General features: G+C 71.9%; 14 protein-coding genes and 1 pseudogene. 8 read left to right on the top strand and 7 right to left on the bottom strand.

The window, feature by feature from the left end; genetic code table 11:
- Window positions 1-15 precede the first annotated feature (15 nt).
- The 4 genes from C3488_RS23230 to C3488_RS41755 are packed head-to-tail and all read left to right on the top strand — an operon-like array spanning window position 16 to window position 3,199.
- Window positions 16-675: a cytochrome c oxidase subunit II gene (locus tag C3488_RS23230; RefSeq protein ID WP_103842358.1), complete on the top strand. Its 660-nt coding sequence runs from the start codon at window positions 16-18 to the stop codon at window positions 673-675.
- Window positions 672-2,345 carry a cbb3-type cytochrome c oxidase subunit I gene (locus tag C3488_RS23225; protein WP_103842356.1) on the top strand — a complete coding sequence of 558 codons (1,674 nt, stop codon included), beginning with the start codon at window positions 672-674 and terminating at the stop codon, window positions 2,343-2,345. Before C3488_RS23230 ends, C3488_RS23225 begins: the two co-directional genes overlap by 4 nt.
- A complete protein-coding gene (locus C3488_RS23220; RefSeq protein ID WP_103842353.1) occupies window positions 2,342-2,704 on the top strand; it encodes a hypothetical protein in 363 nt (120 codons plus the stop codon). Before C3488_RS23225 ends, C3488_RS23220 begins: the two co-directional genes overlap by 4 nt.
- Window positions 2,705-2,707: 3 nt before the next feature.
- On the top strand, window positions 2,708-3,199 hold the full coding sequence (locus C3488_RS41755) for a hypothetical protein (protein ID WP_258053606.1): 492 nt from the start codon (window positions 2,708-2,710) through the stop codon (window positions 3,197-3,199).
- Window positions 3,200-3,212: 13 nt separating this feature from the next.
- Here the strand turns inward: C3488_RS41755 and C3488_RS23210 are convergent, their stop codons facing one another.
- Window positions 3,213-4,775 carry a cytochrome bc complex cytochrome b subunit gene (locus C3488_RS23210; protein WP_103842417.1) on the bottom strand — a complete coding sequence of 521 codons (1,563 nt, stop codon included), beginning with the start codon at window positions 4,773-4,775 and terminating at the stop codon, window positions 3,213-3,215.
- A gap of 326 nt (window positions 4,776-5,101) precedes the next feature.
- Here C3488_RS23210 and C3488_RS23205 point away from each other — a divergent pair, with 326 nt between their 5' ends.
- On the top strand, window positions 5,102-6,838 hold the full coding sequence (locus C3488_RS23205) for a thiamine pyrophosphate-dependent enzyme (RefSeq protein ID WP_103842351.1): 1,737 nt from the start codon (window positions 5,102-5,104) through the stop codon (window positions 6,836-6,838).
- A gap of 191 nt (window positions 6,839-7,029) precedes the next feature.
- Here C3488_RS23205 and C3488_RS23200 read toward each other — a convergent pair whose 3' ends face one another.
- From C3488_RS23200 to C3488_RS23190, 3 genes are all read right to left on the bottom strand, one after another.
- Window positions 7,030-7,380 carry a glycoside hydrolase family 95-like protein gene (locus C3488_RS23200; RefSeq protein ID WP_181139157.1) on the bottom strand — a complete coding sequence of 117 codons (351 nt, stop codon included), beginning with the start codon at window positions 7,378-7,380 and terminating at the stop codon, window positions 7,030-7,032.
- Window positions 7,381-7,448: 68 nt separating this feature from the next.
- A complete protein-coding gene (locus C3488_RS23195) occupies window positions 7,449-9,659 on the bottom strand; it encodes a glycoside hydrolase 43 family protein (RefSeq protein ID WP_103842349.1) in 2,211 nt (736 codons plus the stop codon).
- A 25-nt stretch (window positions 9,660-9,684) separates the two neighbouring features.
- The gene (locus tag C3488_RS23190) at window positions 9,685-10,419 is read right to left on the bottom strand and encodes a glycosyl hydrolase family 28 protein (protein WP_103842347.1); all 735 of its coding nucleotides are present in this window, start codon (window positions 10,417-10,419) and stop codon (window positions 9,685-9,687) included.
- A gap of 29 nt (window positions 10,420-10,448) precedes the next feature.
- Between C3488_RS23190 and C3488_RS40705 the strand changes: the two genes are divergently transcribed.
- Together C3488_RS40705 and C3488_RS23175 are read left to right on the top strand one after the other, a co-directional pair.
- Window positions 10,449-11,114: a hypothetical protein gene (locus C3488_RS40705; protein WP_181139156.1), complete on the top strand. Its 666-nt coding sequence runs from the start codon at window positions 10,449-10,451 to the stop codon at window positions 11,112-11,114.
- Window positions 11,115-11,238: 124 nt separating this feature from the next.
- A complete protein-coding gene (locus C3488_RS23175) occupies window positions 11,239-11,931 on the top strand; it encodes an NAD(P)-dependent oxidoreductase (protein WP_308460686.1) in 693 nt (230 codons plus the stop codon).
- A gap of 268 nt (window positions 11,932-12,199) precedes the next feature.
- On the opposite strand, the gene glpK is transcribed toward C3488_RS23175, so the two are convergent.
- Both glpK and C3488_RS23165 read right to left on the bottom strand, forming a co-directional pair.
- A complete protein-coding gene (glpK, locus tag C3488_RS23170; RefSeq protein ID WP_103842341.1) occupies window positions 12,200-13,714 on the bottom strand; it encodes a glycerol kinase GlpK in 1,515 nt (504 codons plus the stop codon).
- A gap of 41 nt (window positions 13,715-13,755) precedes the next feature.
- Window positions 13,756-14,523 (bottom strand): IclR family transcriptional regulator, encoded by a 768-nt coding sequence (locus tag C3488_RS23165; protein ID WP_103842339.1) that lies wholly within the window; start codon window positions 14,521-14,523, stop codon window positions 13,756-13,758.
- A gap of 146 nt (window positions 14,524-14,669) precedes the next feature.
- Here C3488_RS23165 and C3488_RS23160 point away from each other — a divergent pair, with 146 nt between their 5' ends.
- On the top strand, window positions 14,670-15,086 hold the full coding sequence (locus C3488_RS23160; protein ID WP_103842337.1) for an ATP-binding protein: 417 nt from the start codon (window positions 14,670-14,672) through the stop codon (window positions 15,084-15,086).
- Between the two features lie 8 nt (window positions 15,087-15,094).
- Here C3488_RS23160 and C3488_RS23155 read toward each other — a convergent pair.
- Window positions 15,095-16,765, bottom strand: a pseudogene (locus tag C3488_RS23155) (ATP-binding protein); the annotation flags it as partial.

The raw sequence follows: 16,765 nt of genomic DNA, 5'->3' as shown, positions 1-16,765 counted from the left end.
CACAGCAGGAGCCCCATGACCACGCGGCAGTTCTTCGGGACGGTGTTCGCCCTCGAGTCCGCCCTCGCCGCGTTCGTGTTCGCCGTCGTCGCGGTGCTGGTGTGCCTCGCCGTGGTCCGACGCCGGGCGGGGGCCCGGCGCCGCCCGTCGCGGCGACTCGAACACCCCCGTCCCGAAGCGTTCTACGTCGCCGTCCTGGTCGCCGTGGCGGCCTTCCTCGTGGCCTACACGGCCCGGCAGAACCACGACGAGCATCACGCGGCGGCGCAGGGCGATCCGGTCGAGGTGACCGTCACGGCGTTCCAGTGGTGCTGGCGGTTCGACTACCCGCAGGCCGGCAAGCCGCTCCGGGTGAGTGCCGACTGCCGGGCGGGAAGGCAGCCGACTCTCGTGGTGCCGGCCGGACGGCCGATCCGGTTCAGGATGGTCTCACCGGACGTCATCCACTCGCTGTGGGTGCCGGATCTGCGCTACAAGCGGGACATCTTCCCGCATCACGTGAACACCGTCACCCTCACCGTGGACCGCGAGGGCCGCTGGATCGGACGGTGCGGGGAGTTCTGCGGGGACCGCCACCACACGATGGACTTCTGGCTCAAGGCCGTCTCGCCCGCGGCGTACGACAAGTGGCTGGCACAGCACGCGGGGGCGCCCGCGGGCGGTACGCCCGCATGACGACCGCTCAGGCACCGGGCGGGTCCAAGCAGGTGCCGGCGGGGAACTGGCTCGGCTGGGCGACCAGCACCGATCACAAACGGATCGGCCTGCTGACCGTCGCCACCTCACTGGTGCTGCTGCTGGCGATGGGCGTCCTCGCCCTGATCATGCGCGGTCAGCTCGCCCAGCCGGAGCTGGACCTGGTGCTCCCGCACACCTACAACCAACTGTTCACCCTGCACGGCTCGGGGATGATCTACCTGGTCATCACGCCGTTCGCCCTCGGAATCGGGGTCTACCTGGTCCCGCTGCAGATCGGCGCCCCGGCCATCGCCGCGCCCCGCACCACGCTGCTCGGCTACTGGCTCTACGTGTGCGGGGCCGTGCTCGTGCTGCTCAGTCTCGCCGCCGCCAACGGCAGCGCCAGCTCGGGCTGGTTCTCGTATCCGCCGCTGGCCGACAGCGACTTCTCCCCCGGCGTGGGACCCGACCTGTGGATCGTCGGCGTGGTGCTCTCCACCACGGGCATGATCCTCATGGGCTGGACCGTGCTCTGGACGGCGCTGCGCAAGCGGACCCAGGGGATGACCATGCTCAGGATGCCCATCTTCACCTGGTCCATGGTCGCCAGCTGCCTGATGGTCATCGGCTCCTTCCCCTCGCTCCTGGCCGCGATGGCCCTGCTCGCCGCCGGCCGCGCCGACCCGTCCGTCTTCCACTCGAACGCGTGGAACATCGGCTACCAGCACCTGTTCTGGTTCTACGGCCACCCGGTCGTGTACGTGATGTTCTTCCCGTATCTCGGGGCGGTCGCCGAGGTACTCGCCGTCTTCTCCGGGCGGGCCTTCTTCGGCTACAAGGGCACCGTCCTGTCCCTGCTGGTGTTCGCCGCCCTGTCGATGAGTGTGTGGGCCCACCACATGTTCGCGACCGGACAGGTTCCGAACGACTACTACTCCCTGACGTCCATCAGTCTGCTGGTCCCGGCGGGCGTGGAGTACTTCGCCATGATCGGCACGGTGCTCGGCGGCCGGCTGGTCTTCCGGACCCCGATGCTCTTCGCCCTGGCCTTCCTGCCGCAGTTCCTGATCGGGGGCCTGACCGGGATCATGGTCGGCACCCCGGTCCTCGACTACCACCTGACGGACAGCTACTTCGTGGTGGCCCATCTGCACTACGTGCTGTTCGCCGGCAGCGCCTTCGGGCTGTTCGCGGCCGTCTACTTCTGGTTCCCGAAGGCCACCGGTGTGGAGCTGGGCGAGCGCCTGGGCCGTCTGCACTTCGTGCTGCTGGTGATCGGCACCAACCTGACCTTCCTGCCGATGTTCGCCCTCGGTTACGAGGGCATGCCGCGCCGCGTCGCCGGCTACGCCCCCTTCGACGGGTTCAGCCTGCTCAACCTGCTCGCCAGCTGCGGAGCGGCCGTGCTGGCGGCGGGCATGGCCGTGTTCGTCGTCAATGTGCTGTGGACGCTGCGAAAGCGCTCGCTGGGCCGCCATGTGCCCGCGCCGCCCGACCCCTGGGGTGCGGGCACCCTGGAATGGGCCACCTCCTCACCCCCGCCGGCCACGAACTTCACACCGGAGTATCCGGTGCCGCCGGTGCACGGTCACGCCCCGCTGCTGACGCTGCGGGAGGGGCGGGGAGAGCCGGACGACCGGGCAGCGCTGTCCGGGAGCCACGGGTGAAAAGGCACGCGGCGGCGCTCATGGTGGCGGGGTGGGGGCTGCTCAACGGCGTGCTGCTCGCAGTCCTCGCCGTCTACGGGGAGACGAGCCTCGTCTACTGGCTGTGGGGCTCGGTGGTGGCGCTGCTCCAACTTGCCGCCCTGCTCGTGCTGGGTTCCTCGGAGGCCGGGCCGGAGGAGCACACGCGCTACCGGCTGCCCCGGGGCGGCGCGGCGGCGGTCCTGCCCGCGGCGGCGGGGATCACCCTGGGCGTGCTCTCCGCGGTGTACGGCCTGTGGCTGCTGGTCGTGGCCGTCCCGCTGCTGGGGCTGGCCGCCGCCCTCGCCGTACGGGGCGCCTCCACTCCGGGTGAGGGCTGAGGCGTGACCGGGCACGCGATGGCCGGCCCCGCCTGGAGCATGGCCGTGACCGGGCTGTCGGTCTCCGCGCTGGTCCCGGGCGTGATCCGGGCCACCCGGCGGCACCCGGTGTGGTGGCGCCTGTCGCTGCCCGCCGGGGCCGCGCTGCCGTTCTTCCTCGTGCTGCACGCCGCGGTGACGCTCGCGCACACCGGGGCTGCCCGGCCGCCGGGCCCCATGATCTGCTGGGAGACGGCCGTGGTGGTGGCGGCGCTGTGGTTCTGGCTGCCGGTCGTGGGCACCCGGCACCGTCTGACGGACCCCGGCAGGTGTCTCTACCTCTACCTGTCCATGCCGTTGCTCGACCTGCCCGCCGTGGGGCTGATCGCCGCGGGTGAGGCCGCGCCGGGGCTCGCCATGGTCGTGTCCATGCTGCCGGTCGGTCTCGCGGCGCTGACGGTGACCTGGCGGTGGATCCACGCCGAGGAGGCCCGGGAGCTGCGGCACAGCGGCTGACCCCGGCGAGACCTCAGCCGCTGTGGGCCTTCTCCGCCTCCTCCGGGTCGGCGGTCACAGCCCGTACCGCCCGCCGCTGCCAGTCTGCGGCGGGCAGTTCGACGCGGTCGCCGAAGTACCAGGCGCTCAGCCGGTTGCGCACCCGGTGCCTGCGGAAGAGCCGCCACGCCTCCGTGCCGTGCGCCCTGGGGCGGGGCGTGTCGCGCACCAGGATCCGGTACGCCTCCTCGGCCGGCAGCGGTGTCCGGCCCTCGCGGTAGCCACCCGCCGCGGTCCGCCGTACGTCCCCGGTACCCCCGCCCTCCCGCAGCCTTCGCCGGTCCGCCGCCTGCAGCCCCAGGCACAGACGCCGCGTCGCCCAGTAGGCGAAGAGCGGCCCGGCGAACAGCAGGGTGCGGAAGGCGTACGTCAGGTACTCGACCGGAACGTGGAAGACGTACGCGAGCACGTCCTGGCCCCCGGCCATCAGCAGCACCGCGTAGACGGTCACGCCCGCCACGCCGAGCGCCGTACGCGTGGGCTGGTTGCGCGGCCGGTCGCACAGGTGGTGCTCGTGGGACGGTCCCGTCAGCCAGCGCTCGAACAGCGGATAGCAGTAGAGGACCCCGAACAGCACCGCGGGCAGCGCCACCCCCGGCAGGAACACGTCCCAGGCGACGGTGTGGCCGGCGAAGTTCATCTCCCAGGCGGGCATCAGGCGCAGGGCGCCCTCCAGGTATCCGACGTACCAGTCGGGCTGCGAGTCCAGCGACACCTGGTCGGCTCGGTAGGGACCGAAGTCCCAGATCGGGTTGATCTGGAACAGCGCCGCCATCAGGGTGAGGGCGCCGGCGACGGCGAAGAACAGACCTGCCGACTTGGCGGCGTACTGGGGGAACAACGGCTTGCCGACCGCGTTGCGGTTGGTGTGGCCGGGTTCGGCCCACTGGGTGTGCTTGAGTTGCACCACGAGTCCGAGGTGCACCCGGACCAGGAGCAGCAGCAGGCCGGGGACCAGCAGGACGTGCGCGATGTACAGCCGGGAGATGATGGCGTGTCCCGGGTACTGGCCGTCGAAGATGAAGAAGCTCAGATAGGTGCCGATGACGGGGATCGACAGCACGATGCCCTGCGAGGTGCGCAGCCCCGTGCCGGAGAGCAGGTCGTCGGGGAGCGAGTAGCCGCAGAACCCCTCGAGCAGGGCCAGCAGGAACAACGTCACCCCGATCATCCAGTTGACCTCGCGAGGGCGGCGGAAGGCGCCGGTGAAGAAGATCCGCAGCAGGTGGCAGCCGATGGCGGCGACGAAGACATCCGCTGCCCAGTGGTGGATCTGCCGGATGAGCAGCCCGCCCCGGACGTCGAAGCTGATGTACAGCGTCGAGATGTAGGCCTGGGAGGCGCGGGTGCCCCGCAGCGGGGCGTAGGAGCCGGTGTACGGGGTCTCGGTCATGTCCGGGTGGAAGTAGAACGTGAGGTAGACACCCGTCACGACCAGGACGAGCAGGCTGTAGAGGGCGATCTCGCCGAGCAGGAACGACCAGTGGTCGGGAAAGGCTTTGCGCAGGTACTCCCGTGCCAGCGTCCGCAGCGGCATACGCCGGTCGAGCACCGACACCAGGCGCTTTCCGCGGTGCTCCGCCGCACCGGACCGCTCATCCTCTGACGCCGGCACGCGCTCGTCCTCCCGGGGCAGCCGTCGCTTTCGATCGACACAGCCGTGTCCTCTCGTGGCGCGGGTGAAACGCCCGCTGCGCCGTACGGGTGCCCGCGCCCGGCCCCGCCGGCGGGCGGGCACGCCTGGCGGGAACCTGCGCCAATGGGTGGAAAAAGCGGTCCGGCGGGACCCATTCCCCCCGGCGGCGGTCGGGGACGGCCGGGCTCGGGGCAGGTCTCGTGACAGCACGTGTGCCGGGAGGACTGATGGCCGTGGTTGCGGAAGTCGTACGGGAGCGCCTGCGCGCCTGGGGCGTCGTCCGGGTGTACGGCTATCCGGGGCAGGGGGCCGACCCGCTGCTGGAGGCCTTCCGCCGGGCGGGCCGGGAGCCGGAGTTCGTCCAGGCACGGCACGGCGAGGCCGCCTCCTTCATGGCCTGCGGGCACGCGCGGTTCACGGACACGGTCGGCTGCTGCCTCGCCCCGTCCGGGCCGGGGGCCGTGCAGGTCCTCAACGGCCTGTACGACGCCCAGCTGGACCGGCAGCCGGTGGTGGCCCTGCTCGGCGACGCGCCGCGGACCGGCCCGGGGGCACGTCGGCCGCAGGCGGTGCACCTGGACCGGCTGTGCGCGGACGTGTCGGAGTCCTGCGAGGTGGTCGTCTCCCCGGACCAGGCGGGGCCCGTCCTGGACCGGGCCTTCCGGACGGCGTCGGCCCGGCGCGGTGTCGCCGTGGTGATCCTGCCGGCCGACGTCCTGGACCAGCAGGCCCCGCCATCGGCCGGGGCCGCGGTTCCGGCGGACGTCCTCGCGCCCGGACCGAGCCGGCCGCTCCTTGTGCCGGATGAGGGGGAGCTTCACCGTGCCGCCGGCATCCTCGACGAGGGCCGGAAGGTGGCCGTGGTCATCGGGCGGGGAGCGGCGCGGGCGGGGGCGGAGGTCGAGCGGGCGGCCGAGGTGCTCGGTGCCGGGGTGGCGAAGGCGCTGCTGGCACTGGACGTTCTCCCCGACGACCTCGGGTACGTGACCGGCCCGGCGGGCCGGGTCGCCAGTCCGGCCAGCGAGAGGCTGGTGCGTGCCTGTGACACCCTGCTGCTGGTCGGGGCGGGGCCCCGCGAGGCATGGCTGCCGCCCGGCCGGTGGGCGGTGCGGAGCGTCGAGATCAACCCGGAGTCGGGCGTGACCGCTCCGTGCAGACCGGGGGACGTGCGTCTGGTCGGCGATCCCAAGGAGACCCTGGAGGCGCTGCTGCCCCTGCTGCACCGCAAGAAGAACCGCGCCTGGCGCCGAAGCGTCGAGAAGAGCGTCCGGACCTGGCACAGGAACCGGCGCACCGAGGCCCGGCAGCACTTCGGTCACCTCATCAACCCGGCCGCCGTCGTCACCGAGCTGTCCGACCGGCTCCCCGACCGGGCGCTGCTCACGGCCGACGCGGGCGCCGGCACCGTGTGGTGGGCGCGCCATCTCCACCTGCGCGCGGGCATGCGCACCGCGCTCTCGGGGCACCACGCGGCCATGGGCACCGCCGTCCCGTACGCCCTGGCGGCCCGCTTCGCGCACCCCGACCGGCCGGTCGTCGCCTTCGTGGGCGACGGCGCCTTCCAGATGAGTGGGATGGCCGAGATGATCACCGTCAAGGACCATCTGGAGCGGCTGTCCGGCGGCCCCCCGCTGGTCTTCTGCGTGTTCAACAACCGGGACCTCAACCAGGCGACCTGGGACCGGCGGGCGGCCACCGGCAATCCCCGGCTGAGCGGCACCTCCTCGGTCCCGGACGTGCCCTACGCCGCCTACGCCCGCCTGCTCGGTCTGGACGGCGTCCACTGCTTCCGCCCGAAGGACATCGGCGCCGCCTGGGACGCCGCTCTCGCCGCGCGGCGGCCCGTGGTCGTGGAGTTCGTCGTCGACGCGGAGACCGAGCCGCCGACCGCACGGCCACCCGGCCCGGCGGACGAGGGCGGGCGCCGGGGCATCCGGGCGCTGCTGCGCGGACGGAGGAGCTGAGCGGCGAGCCGCCGGCTGCGCCGCGGGCCGGCGGCCCGCCCCGGTCACAGATCTCCCAGAGCGCCGGGTAGGAGCGTTGACGAGGGTGGGGCCGGCCGCGCAGGCTGCGGCGGCGAGGCCGAGTGAGACGGAACGGCGCCGCATGTCTTCCCCCGTCTGATAGGACGAGGGGCTTGTGGCGCCGCCAGGTGTCAGAGCGGCGTGATCACGTACTCCTCGCCCGCCTCGGTTTCGAACACGGCGACGGCCTCCTCAGGGCGCGTCACGTCGGGCGGAGCGCTGCTGGTGGAGTGCACGGCGACCGGTGCGGCGGTGCGCAGCCGTACGGTGCCGCTCTGGAGTGCTGCCAGGCGGGCGTTGCTCAGTGCGCCGCCGCTCCAGGCGATGTCGACGGTGAGGCCGCCGCGGGCGAGGAGGCCGGCGACACGGCCGTCGGGGAACTGCGGGGGCAGCGCGGGCAGCAGGTGCACTTCGCCGGTGCGGGACTGGAGCAGCCATTCGGTCACACCGGAGGTGGCGCCGAAGTTGCCGTCCCGCGCCACGCCGCGAAAGAGACATCAACTCGCGTATCACCCCCTGACGGCGTTCCTGGGTGCGGTGTTCGAGGGGCTTACGGCTGTGTGACGGCGTCGGCCTCGCGGTCGGTCAGGCCGCGTTTCCAGATACGGATGTCGGTGAGGGTGACGGAAGGGGCGCCCAGGAGGAGGTTGGTGGTGGTGTTCGTCACCGGCGTGCCGGCCGGGACACGGGGGATGTAGCCGGCGCGGGCTCCGTCCAGGTGGACGGCGGCCTTCGGGATGCCGGTGGTGTCCACCGACAGGGTGCAGACGACGTTGACGGGTGTGCGGGCGGCGTATGCGTTCGGGACGCTCAGCGTCGTGTGGGTACCGTCCGCGACACCGCCGACGGTCCAGTCGAGGCTGCCGTCCGCGTGCAGGGCAACCGCCCAGCCACCCGCGTGGCCGTCCGCCGTGGCGGGCAGCTTGCCGAGCGGGACCGCCTCGGTGAGCCGGTCGGCGGTGAGGGTGAAGGCGACGGTCAGCTCGCTGGTCAGACCGTAGGGGTTGGGCCCTGCGTTGGTGCTCGACGTGATCGGGCCGGGGTTGCGGTAGGCCGGGTCCCGGTCGCTGCGCGGGGCGCCGCCGTCGGGGCCGTCGTGGGCGTAGCGGAACCACGCGAAGTCCGCCTGTCCTCCCATGCCCTGGGAGTTGAAGGTGAACAGGCCGGGTTTGCTGCCCTTCCAGTTGACGTAGGCGAGGGTGACGGGCCCGCCGAGCTGCGTGGAGGTGCGGCCGCCGTCGAGGCTGTAGGAGAAGGTCGTCTCGCCGTCCAGGTCGATGTCGCTGCGCAACTGCACGGTGTCGGATGTCAGTTGAGGGCCGTCCTGTTCCTTGCCCGCGATCACGGCGGCGATCCGCCGTACACCGCCGTCCTGCGCGACGCCGATCCACTGCGCGGAGCTGCCGATGTGCAGCAGACCGGCCCGCTGCCCGTCCACCAGGCCGGAGGCGTCCAGTTCGATGGTGACGGTGCCGGTGCGGCCGAGGGTCTTCTGGGTGAGGGTGTTGTTCGCCAGGAAGGCATCCTGCACGGCGCCGACCGGGATCAGCCGCAGATAGCCGGGGCGGGCGGTGAGCGACCAGTGGTCGTCGACCGGGTTGTGGTTCCACTCCCACTGCAGGCCGAGCCGGGGGGTGGTGAAGTCGTCGCTGGAAGCCGGGGCGTGAAGCGGGACCTGCCGGCCCACGTCCGGCTTGCGATAGTTGATCACCGGCTGGCCGACTCCGTCGCCGACGGAGTCCACGCCCATGCGCAGCCAGCCGTCGTCCGTCCACCAGGCGGGCTCCAGCCACATCACCCGGCCGATCGGGGTGAGCGTCTCGAAGTGCACGAACCACCACTCGCCGGTCGGCGTGTCGACCAGGGCGCCCTGGTGCGGGCCGGTGACGCCGTTGCCGATCTGCAGAATGGGCTTGCCCGCCTCGGAGACGTACGGGCCCCAGACGCTGTCGCTGCGCAGCACCCACTGATCGCCGACCGTGAAGCCGTTCTGGGGGATGACCAGGTAGTAGCGGCCGCCCCGCTTGTACAGCTTGGTCCCTTCGGCATTGGGGCCCTGGTAGACGAGGGTGCCCTCGTCCAGGAGCTTGGTGCCGTCCGGGCTCATCCGGTGCATGATGATCGGGCCCGCGCCCTTCAGGCTGTGGCCGAGGTAGGCATTGCCGTCGTCGTCCCACAGCGGGCAGGGGTCCTCCCACGGGTGCTCGCCGGCGGCGTAGAGGTGCACGGCGGTCAGCGGCGCCCACGGCCCGGCCGGGTCGGTGGCCGTGGTCATGAACAGCCCTTCGGTGGGGGTGCAGAAGTAGATCCAGAACCGGCCGTCGTGGTACCGCATGGCCGGTGCCCAACTGCCCTTGCCATAGCGGGTGTCGGGGTCGGTGGTCGGGCGCGGCGTGTCGTAGTGGGGGCTGATGTCCAGGCGGTCGTAGACCCGGCCGAGGAAACTCCAGTTGACCAGGTCGCGGGAGTGCAGCACGGTCATCCCCATGAAGTGGAACTCCGAGCTGACCAGGTAGAAGTCGTCCCCGACGCGGATCACCTCCGGGTCGGAGAAGTCCGTGTTGAGCACGGGGTTGCGGTACGTTCCGTCACCCTGGTCGCCCCAGTCGCCGGGACCGCGCCGCCAGTGGCTCGCATCCGCCGCGGCGGGTACGGCCGCCGCCGGCGGCGCGGTCGCGGCGCCGAGGACCGGCAACGCTCCTGCTCCGGCCACGGCCGCGGCGCCCCGCAGCACGGTGCGCCTGCTGATCCTCTGCGTCATCGTCCAGCCTCTCTCTTCGTGGATGTCAGGAGTTCGGGAAGGCGGGGAAGGAGCAGTTGATCGGGGTGGGGCTGCCGCCCGTGTCGTCGACGGTGACGCCCGTGCCGGCAGGGTCCAGGTCGGTGCGGCTGAGGGTGATGTCGGCGTACTTGGCGGTGAGCGCCGTGGCGTCCAGGTCGACGTCGCGCAGGGTGATGCCGGACAGGTGGTCGGCGTCGTAGCCCTCGAGGTCGGAGGAGGCGTGGGCGACGGAGTCGACGGACTTGGCCCGGTCGATGGTGACCGACTTGAACCACGGGATGGTGGAGCCGCTCGGGGCCGCGTAGTTGGGAGTGACGACGAGCAGGTTCCTCACGCCGGTCATGCAGGTGTCGAAGTACTCCGTGTTGGTCACAGGGCCGCCCGCGCCGGGGTAGCTCTTGATGCGGATACCGTTGTCGAGGCTGCTGACGTGACCCCAGATGTCCTTGCCGTCCAGTGTGTTGTGCTGGAACAGGACCGAGTCGAGGCCGTAGGTCGTGCCGCTGCCGATGGACAGACCGTGGGTGCCGTAGCAGTGCACGTGGCTGACCGTGACGGCGGACTCGGCGCTGTTGTTGGTGGTGAGCGCCACGCAGTCGTCGCCGTCCATGATCGAGGAGTTGGCGACGGTGACCTCGGTGCTGGAGTCGATGTCGACGCCGTCGGTGTTGCCGGTGTTCGCCGGGGTGTCGACCCTGATGCCCCAGACGGTGGCGCCGATGCTCTGCGAGACGAGCAGATGCTGCTGGCCGCGTTGGCCAGGGTCAGGTGGGCGAAGGTCACGTCATCGGAGTTGTTCGACTGGATCAGCCGCGGGTTGTCCTGCTTGAGACGCTCCGCCTTGGCGGTGGCGGCCTGCTGGTACCAGGTGGTGTCGGTGCCCAGGACGGTCTGGTCGCCGCGCCCGTCGATGGTGCCCTGGACCGAGCCCTGCCGGACGCCTTCCACGCCGGAGTCGCGTCCGCGCACGGTGATGAAGGGGTTGCAGCCGGTGCCGCTGCTGCTGAGGGCGCCGCAAACGGGCTTGCCCGCCTGCTGGTAGGCGCTCGCGTCACGGGTGGCGTAGAGGGTGACGCCCGCGTCCACGACGAGGTACTCGCGACCAACTCGGTGCGCGGCGGATACATCGAGAACAGCCACGTGTACCGCGTGGACGTCAGCGCCATCGGCGGACCGCTGCTGCTGGTCGACTACAACTACGGCGAGGGGAACACGGGCGCCTACCTGCCCACGGTCACCGACATCAACCTCGGCCACTGGAACGTCACGTCGGCCACCCAGGGCTGGAACATCCAGGGCTATGCCAACGATCCGGTGGGCACCGTACGCCTCGTCGACGTGACCATCGACAGCGCGCTGAAGAAGGCCAACATCGCGACGAACGTGTCGGACCTGGAGCTGACGAAGGTGGTCATCGCCGGAGTCGAGCAGTGACGACGGTCCTGTCGACCGGTGCGGCCGGGCGCGTGGGCACCTTTTTGCGCGCCGGCCTGCCCCGGCTCGGCTGGAAACTGCGCTGCCTCGACCGCGTCCTGCCCGCCGAGGACGACGGCCTGGAGTGGGTGGCCGGGGACATCACCGATCCGGCCGACCTGGCCGTCGCGATGGAGGGTGCCGCGGCGGTGTCCACCTCGCGGGCATCGCCCACGAGGACGACTTCGCCGCGCTGCTGCACGCCAACATCGACGGCACGTACCAGGTCTTCGAGGCGGCCCGCCGCGCCGGAGCCGGCCGGGTGCTCTACGCCAGCAGCAACCACGCCGTCGGCCGCCACGAAGCCCCCGCCGTCCTGGACGGCGCCGCACGGGTACGACCCGACACGCTCTACGGGGTCAGCAAGGCCTTCGGCGAGGCGCTCGGCTCCTACTACGCCGACAGGCACGGGATGGCCGTGGCGTGCCTGCGCATCGGCAGCTGCTTCGAACGGCCGACCGAGCTGCGCCACTTGGCCACCTGGCTGAGCCCCGGCGACGCCGTCCGCCTCACCGACGCGTTGCTGCGCGCACCCGGGCTGCGCTACGCCACGGTCAACGGCATCTCCGCCAACACCCGGGCGTGGTGGGAGCTGAACAGCGCCAGAGCACTGGGGTACAAGCCCCGGGACGACGCCGAGCGGTACGCGGCCGAACTGCTGGCGTCGTTCGGCGGCCCGCTGAGCCCGAGTGATCCGGACGCCGCGTACGTCGGGGGGCGCATGGCAGTCCGACCGCACCAGACCTCGGCGAGCGCCGCCTCCCCCATCGGGTGGTGACCCGCACGCCGGTCCTCGTCGGCGTGGGAGCCGTCCCGGGCGGGGACCAGGCGGGCGCGTCGGCCGCTGCGGCGCCTGGGCGGTGGCGCGGTTCTGCGGACTGCTCGTCGCCACAGCCGGCCGCGGCGACGAGCAGCGCCAGGACTCGCGCAAGCCGAACGGCGCGCCCGGTGCTCATGGGTTCACCCGAGGACGGAGAGGGACGAGTGAAGGTCGTCGCCCTTCCTGTGACATCCCGTCCACCCGCCCGCGTTCGGTCCGGCACGGATCAGGTCCCTTTCGGAGGCCGGACCCAGCCCAGGGACCGCTCGACCGCCCGCTGCCAGTTCTCGTACTCCCACTCCCGCCGCTCGGGGTCCATGTCGGGCAGCCACTGGGCGGCCCGGTGCCAGTTGCGGCGCAGCACCTCCAGATCGGGCCAGTAGCCGGAGGCCAGTCCGGCGGCGTAGGCGGCGCCCAGGGAGACCGTCTCGGCGACCATCGGCCGTACCACGGGAACGTCGAGCACATCGGCCAGGAACTGCATGAGCAGGTTGTCGGAGGTCATGCCGCCGTCCACCTTGAGCTGCTTCAGGGCGAGCCCGGAGTCCGCGTTGATCGCGTCGACGACCTCCCGCGTCTGCCAGCCGGTGGCCTCCAGGACGGCCCGGGCCAGGTGGCCCTTGGTGATGTAGGAGGTGAGGCCGACGATGACGCCGCGTGCGTCGCTGCGCCAGTGGGGGGCGAACAGGCCGGAGAACGCGGGGACGATGTAGCAGCCGCCGTTGTCCTCGACGGTACGGGCCAGGGTCTCGATCTCGGGTGCGCTGTTGATCAGGCCGAGACGGTCGCGGAACCACTGGACCAGGGAGCCGGTGACGGCGATCGGACCCTCCAGGGCGTAGACCGTGGGATGGGGGGCGATCCTGTAGGCGACGGTGGTGAGCAGCCCGTGCCGGGACCGCACGAGCTCGGTACCGGTGTTCATCAGCAGGAAGCTGCCGGTGCCGTAGGTGCACTTCGCCTCGCCGGGCGAGAAGCAGGTCTGCCCGAACAGGGCCGCCTGCTGGTCGCCGAGGGCGGCCGTGATGCGCACGCCCGGGAGTACCGAGCGGGCCTCGGCGTAGATCTCGGCGGAGGAGCGGATCTCCGGCAGCATCGGGCGGGGCACCCCGAAGAACTCCATCAGCTCATGGTCCCAGGTCAGCGTCCGGATGTTGATCAGCATGGTGCGGCTGGCGTTGGTGACGTCGGTGATGTGCAGACCGCCGTCGGTGCCGCCGGTCAGGTTCCAGATCAGCCAGCTCTCGATGGTGCCGAACAGCACCTCGCCGGCCCGGGCCCGCTGCTCGAGGCCCTCGACGTTGTCGAACAGCCAGCGGATCCGGGGCGCGGAGAAGTAGGTGGAGGGCGGAAGGCCGCAGCGGTCCAGGAAGAACTCCTCCCCCGGCCGCTCCATGAGGTCCTCGACCATCGGACCGGTACGGGTGTCCTGCCAGACGATCGCCCGTCCCAGCGGGGCCCCGGTGCGCGGATCCCACAGGACGGTCGTCTCGCGCTGGTTGGCGATCCCGATGGCGGCGACCTGTCCGGGGTCGATACCGGCGTTGGCCAGCGCCTCGGGCACCACGCGCTGCAGGTTGCGCCAGATCTCCACGGCGTCGTGCTCCACCCAGCCGGGCCGGGGGAAGTACTGCTGGTGCTCCCTCTGGGCGACGGACACCAGCCGCCCGCGGTGGTCGAACAGGATGCACCGCGTGGAGGTGGTGCCCTGGTCGATGGACACCACATACCGTTCAACCATGATCGGGCCTGCCTTCCCATGCGTCGCCGGGGTGCCCGGACCTACCAGCGGGCCGCGCCCAGGTCTCTGGAGATCGCCCGCGCCGCCTCCCGGAGCAAGGTGATCAGGGCCGGCAGGGGCCGGCCTTTGGTGTCGCAGATCCGCTCGACGGGGCCGGACAGTCCGATCGCGCCCACCACCAGACCGCCGTGCCCTCGGATCGGCGCGGCGATCCCGCCCTCGCCGACGCTCATCTCCTGCACCTCGGCGCCCCAGCCGAGTTCCCGGATCTCGCCGAGCGCCCGGGTGAGGTCGTCCGGAAGGACCAGGGTGTGCCGGGTGTACGCCTCCAGTTCGGCCTCAAACAGGGGTTCCACGGGTGCTGCGCCGAAGGCCAGCAGGACCTTGCCGAGCGAGGAGGCGTGCAGCGGCAGCAGCGCGCCCACGTCCAGGGTCTGGAGGGTGTCGTCCGGCCGGAAGACGTGGTGGACCACGAGCACCTTGCCCTCCAGGGGGGTGCCGAGGCGGACCGCCTCCCCGCTGCGGGCGGCCAGGGCGTCGGCCCAGTTGATGGCGCGCGACCGCAGCTCGTTCACATCGAGGTAGCTGGTGCCGAGGTGCAGCAGGGCCGCCCCGAGCTGGTACTTTCCCGTCGCCGCGTCCTGCTCCACGAAGTCGACGTGCTGCAGGGTGCGCAGGATGCCGTGGGCGGTGCCCTTGGCCAGGCCCAGCGAGGACGCCACCTCGCCGAGACCGAGCCGACGGGGGCCGGCGGCGAGCAGACGCAAGATCGCCGCCGCCCTTTCTATGGACTGGACCGGGCCTGCCATGAAGCGATCATAGTCCCGATTCGTCCCGATTAAGGACTTGTGTTCGGCAATGCCGACCGCAGTTCATTGACCCGCACCATTTCCGTCCCTAGCGTTCCATCACGCCCGGCTTCCGGCCGAGGGCGCTGCCCGGAGGAGGAAGGCCCATGATCACAGCGCAGCTCAACGCCGCGCCGTGCGCGGAGGTGGAACACGTTTTTCCGCTGCCGTACGCGCCCAGGGCCGTCTCAGCGGTACGCCGACGCGTACAGGCGCTCCTCACCCGCTGGAACGTGCCCGAGGAGGCCGCGGACGACGTGCTCCTCGTGACCTCGGAGCTGCTCACCAACGCGCTCGTGCACGCACTGCCCCCGGCCACGCTCAGACTGTCACGGACCCTGGTGGACGGGCAGGGCGCCGTTCGGGTGGATGTGACCGACACCGGACCCGCGCGTACGTCCTGCGAGGTCGACCCGGACGAGCACGGCCGCGGTATCGACATCGTCACCACGCTGTCGGCGCGGTGCGGTGTGCACACGCACCCGGGCGGCACCAGCCACTGGGCGGACGTGCTCGTGGGGTGAGCGCGCGGTCACGGCCGGGGAAACGTCGTCAGGGCCTGGGCGAGGCCCGCGGCGTCGGTGCCGATCTTGCGGTAGACGGACGAGAGCAACTGCCTCACGCCCTGCTCGGTCAGGCGCAGTTCCTTGGCCACGACCGACGCCGGGTGGCCCTGTGCGGTCAGTTCGGCCGCGGTGCGTTCCTGTGCGGCGAGGGTGTCCGACTGGGCGTAGCGCAGGGGCAGCGACGGCAGTCCCGCCGCGGACAGCTCCGCCCTGGCCCGGGTGGCGACGCCCTCCGCGCCGCAGTGCACGGCGACTTCCAGCCCCCGGTAGAGCCGGTCGGCGGCCTCCTGCACCCTCGCGCCCCGCAGCAGTGCGGCACCGTGCCCGATCAGGGCCCGGGCCAGCTCGTATGACGCCGGTGAGCGCTCCAGCTGGGCCACGGCCTCCGCATGGGTGCCGAGAGCGGCGGCGCCACCGGTCACCTCGGCCTCCACGTGCAGGGCCTGGCCGATCACGGATGCCGCGCCGAAGTCCCGGGCCCGCTTGACGGCCTCCTCGGCCAGGCGGGCCGCGCGCTCCGGGGACCTGGCGGCGAGGGCCGACGCAAGGTCGAGCTGCCAGGGGCACCAGGCCGGATTGCGCCAGGCCCGGGACTCCAGCCACTCACCGACAGCGGACAGCAGCCTCTCCGCCTCCTCGTCGCGTCCCTCCGCCAGGAGCAGTTCGGCGTACACCGTGCGCGGGTCGGGGTAGACGACGGCGTGCGGGACGATCTCGCCGTAGCGGTGCGCGTCGGCGACCTGGCGCGCCTCGGCGGTGCGCCCCCGGGCCAGCAGGATCTGGATGAGGATGCCGATCGCGAACCACTGCGCCGGAACCGCCTCCCGCACCCGTTCGGCGATGTGCAGCCCCTCCCGTACCAGGTCCTCCGCCTCGGCGAGGCAGCCGCGACGGTAGCGGATGTAGCCGAGCAGGGTTTGGCCGAGCGCCAGGTGGGAGCCGCGCCAGCCCTTCGCCTCGCACTCCGCGATGCCCCGGGTGAACAGCTCCTCCGCCCGTCGTGGCTGGTCGCAGTACATGAACGTGAGGGCGACCGAGACGGGCACCTCGAACCCGCGGTTCTCCTCGGTCCAGCTCAGTCCGCCGCGCAGGGCCTTCTCGGTGTACTCCAGGACCGTGCTGCGCGGCTCGCCGCGCAGGAGGGCGTCCCAGGCCCTCAGCCCGAGGATGCAGCGCTCCTCCAGGCTCCGGCCGGGCAGCCGGGCCGCCAGCCGGGCCAGCCGGCGGGAGCGGGCCCGCGGGTCGGGTTCGTCGGTGCGGCAGGAACTCCACTGGAAGTGGTCGGCCCGCATCCTCAGGCGCGTGCGCGAATGCGTCGCCCGGCGCGCCTCTTGGGCGGCCACGGCCGCGGCCTGAGCCACCTGGTCGGTGTGCGCGAGCGCCTGCGTCAGCCGGTAGACGATACGGGCGCGCAGCTCGTCGTCGATCACGGGCTCGGCGAGTGCCGCCCGCAGATGGCCGACGGTCGCAGCCGGATCGATCAGGAACGTCGCACCGGCGAGTTCGTGGAGCAGCGCGGCACGCTCCTCCTCGGCGGGCGGCTCGCGCAGCGCCCGGGTCAGGACCCGCCGGGCGGCCTCGGGGGCCCCGGCGCGCAGGTGGTCACGGGCGGCCTCGCGCAGGCAGTCGACCGCGTC

Origin of the sequence: Streptomyces sp. Ru72, assembly GCF_002920635.1 — a bacterium.
Classification (GTDB): domain Bacteria; phylum Actinomycetota; class Actinomycetes; order Streptomycetales; family Streptomycetaceae; genus Streptomyces.
Note: the sequence above shows the minus strand (reverse complement) of the source record. Positions and strands in the feature narration are given on the sequence as shown.

Coding starts and splice junctions, on each gene's coding strand:
- C3488_RS23230 (WP_103842358.1), top strand. CDS start 16: ATGACCACGCGGCAGTTCTTCGGGACGGTGTTCGCCCTCGAGTCCGCC.
- C3488_RS23225 (WP_103842356.1), top strand. CDS start 672: ATGACGACCGCTCAGGCACCGGGCGGGTCCAAGCAGGTGCCGGCGGGG.
- C3488_RS23210 (WP_103842417.1), bottom strand. CDS start 4,775: ATGCCGCTGCGGACGCTGGCACGGGAGTACCTGCGCAAAGCCTTTCCC.
- C3488_RS23205 (WP_103842351.1), top strand. CDS start 5,102: ATGGCCGTGGTTGCGGAAGTCGTACGGGAGCGCCTGCGCGCCTGGGGC.
- C3488_RS23195 (WP_103842349.1), bottom strand. CDS start 9,659: ATGACGCAGAGGATCAGCAGGCGCACCGTGCTGCGGGGCGCCGCGGCC.
- glpK (WP_103842341.1), bottom strand. CDS start 13,714: ATGGTTGAACGGTATGTGGTGTCCATCGACCAGGGCACCACCTCCACG.
- C3488_RS23165 (WP_103842339.1), bottom strand. CDS start 14,523: ATGGCAGGCCCGGTCCAGTCCATAGAAAGGGCGGCGGCGATCTTGCGT.
- C3488_RS23160 (WP_103842337.1), top strand. CDS start 14,670: ATGATCACAGCGCAGCTCAACGCCGCGCCGTGCGCGGAGGTGGAACAC.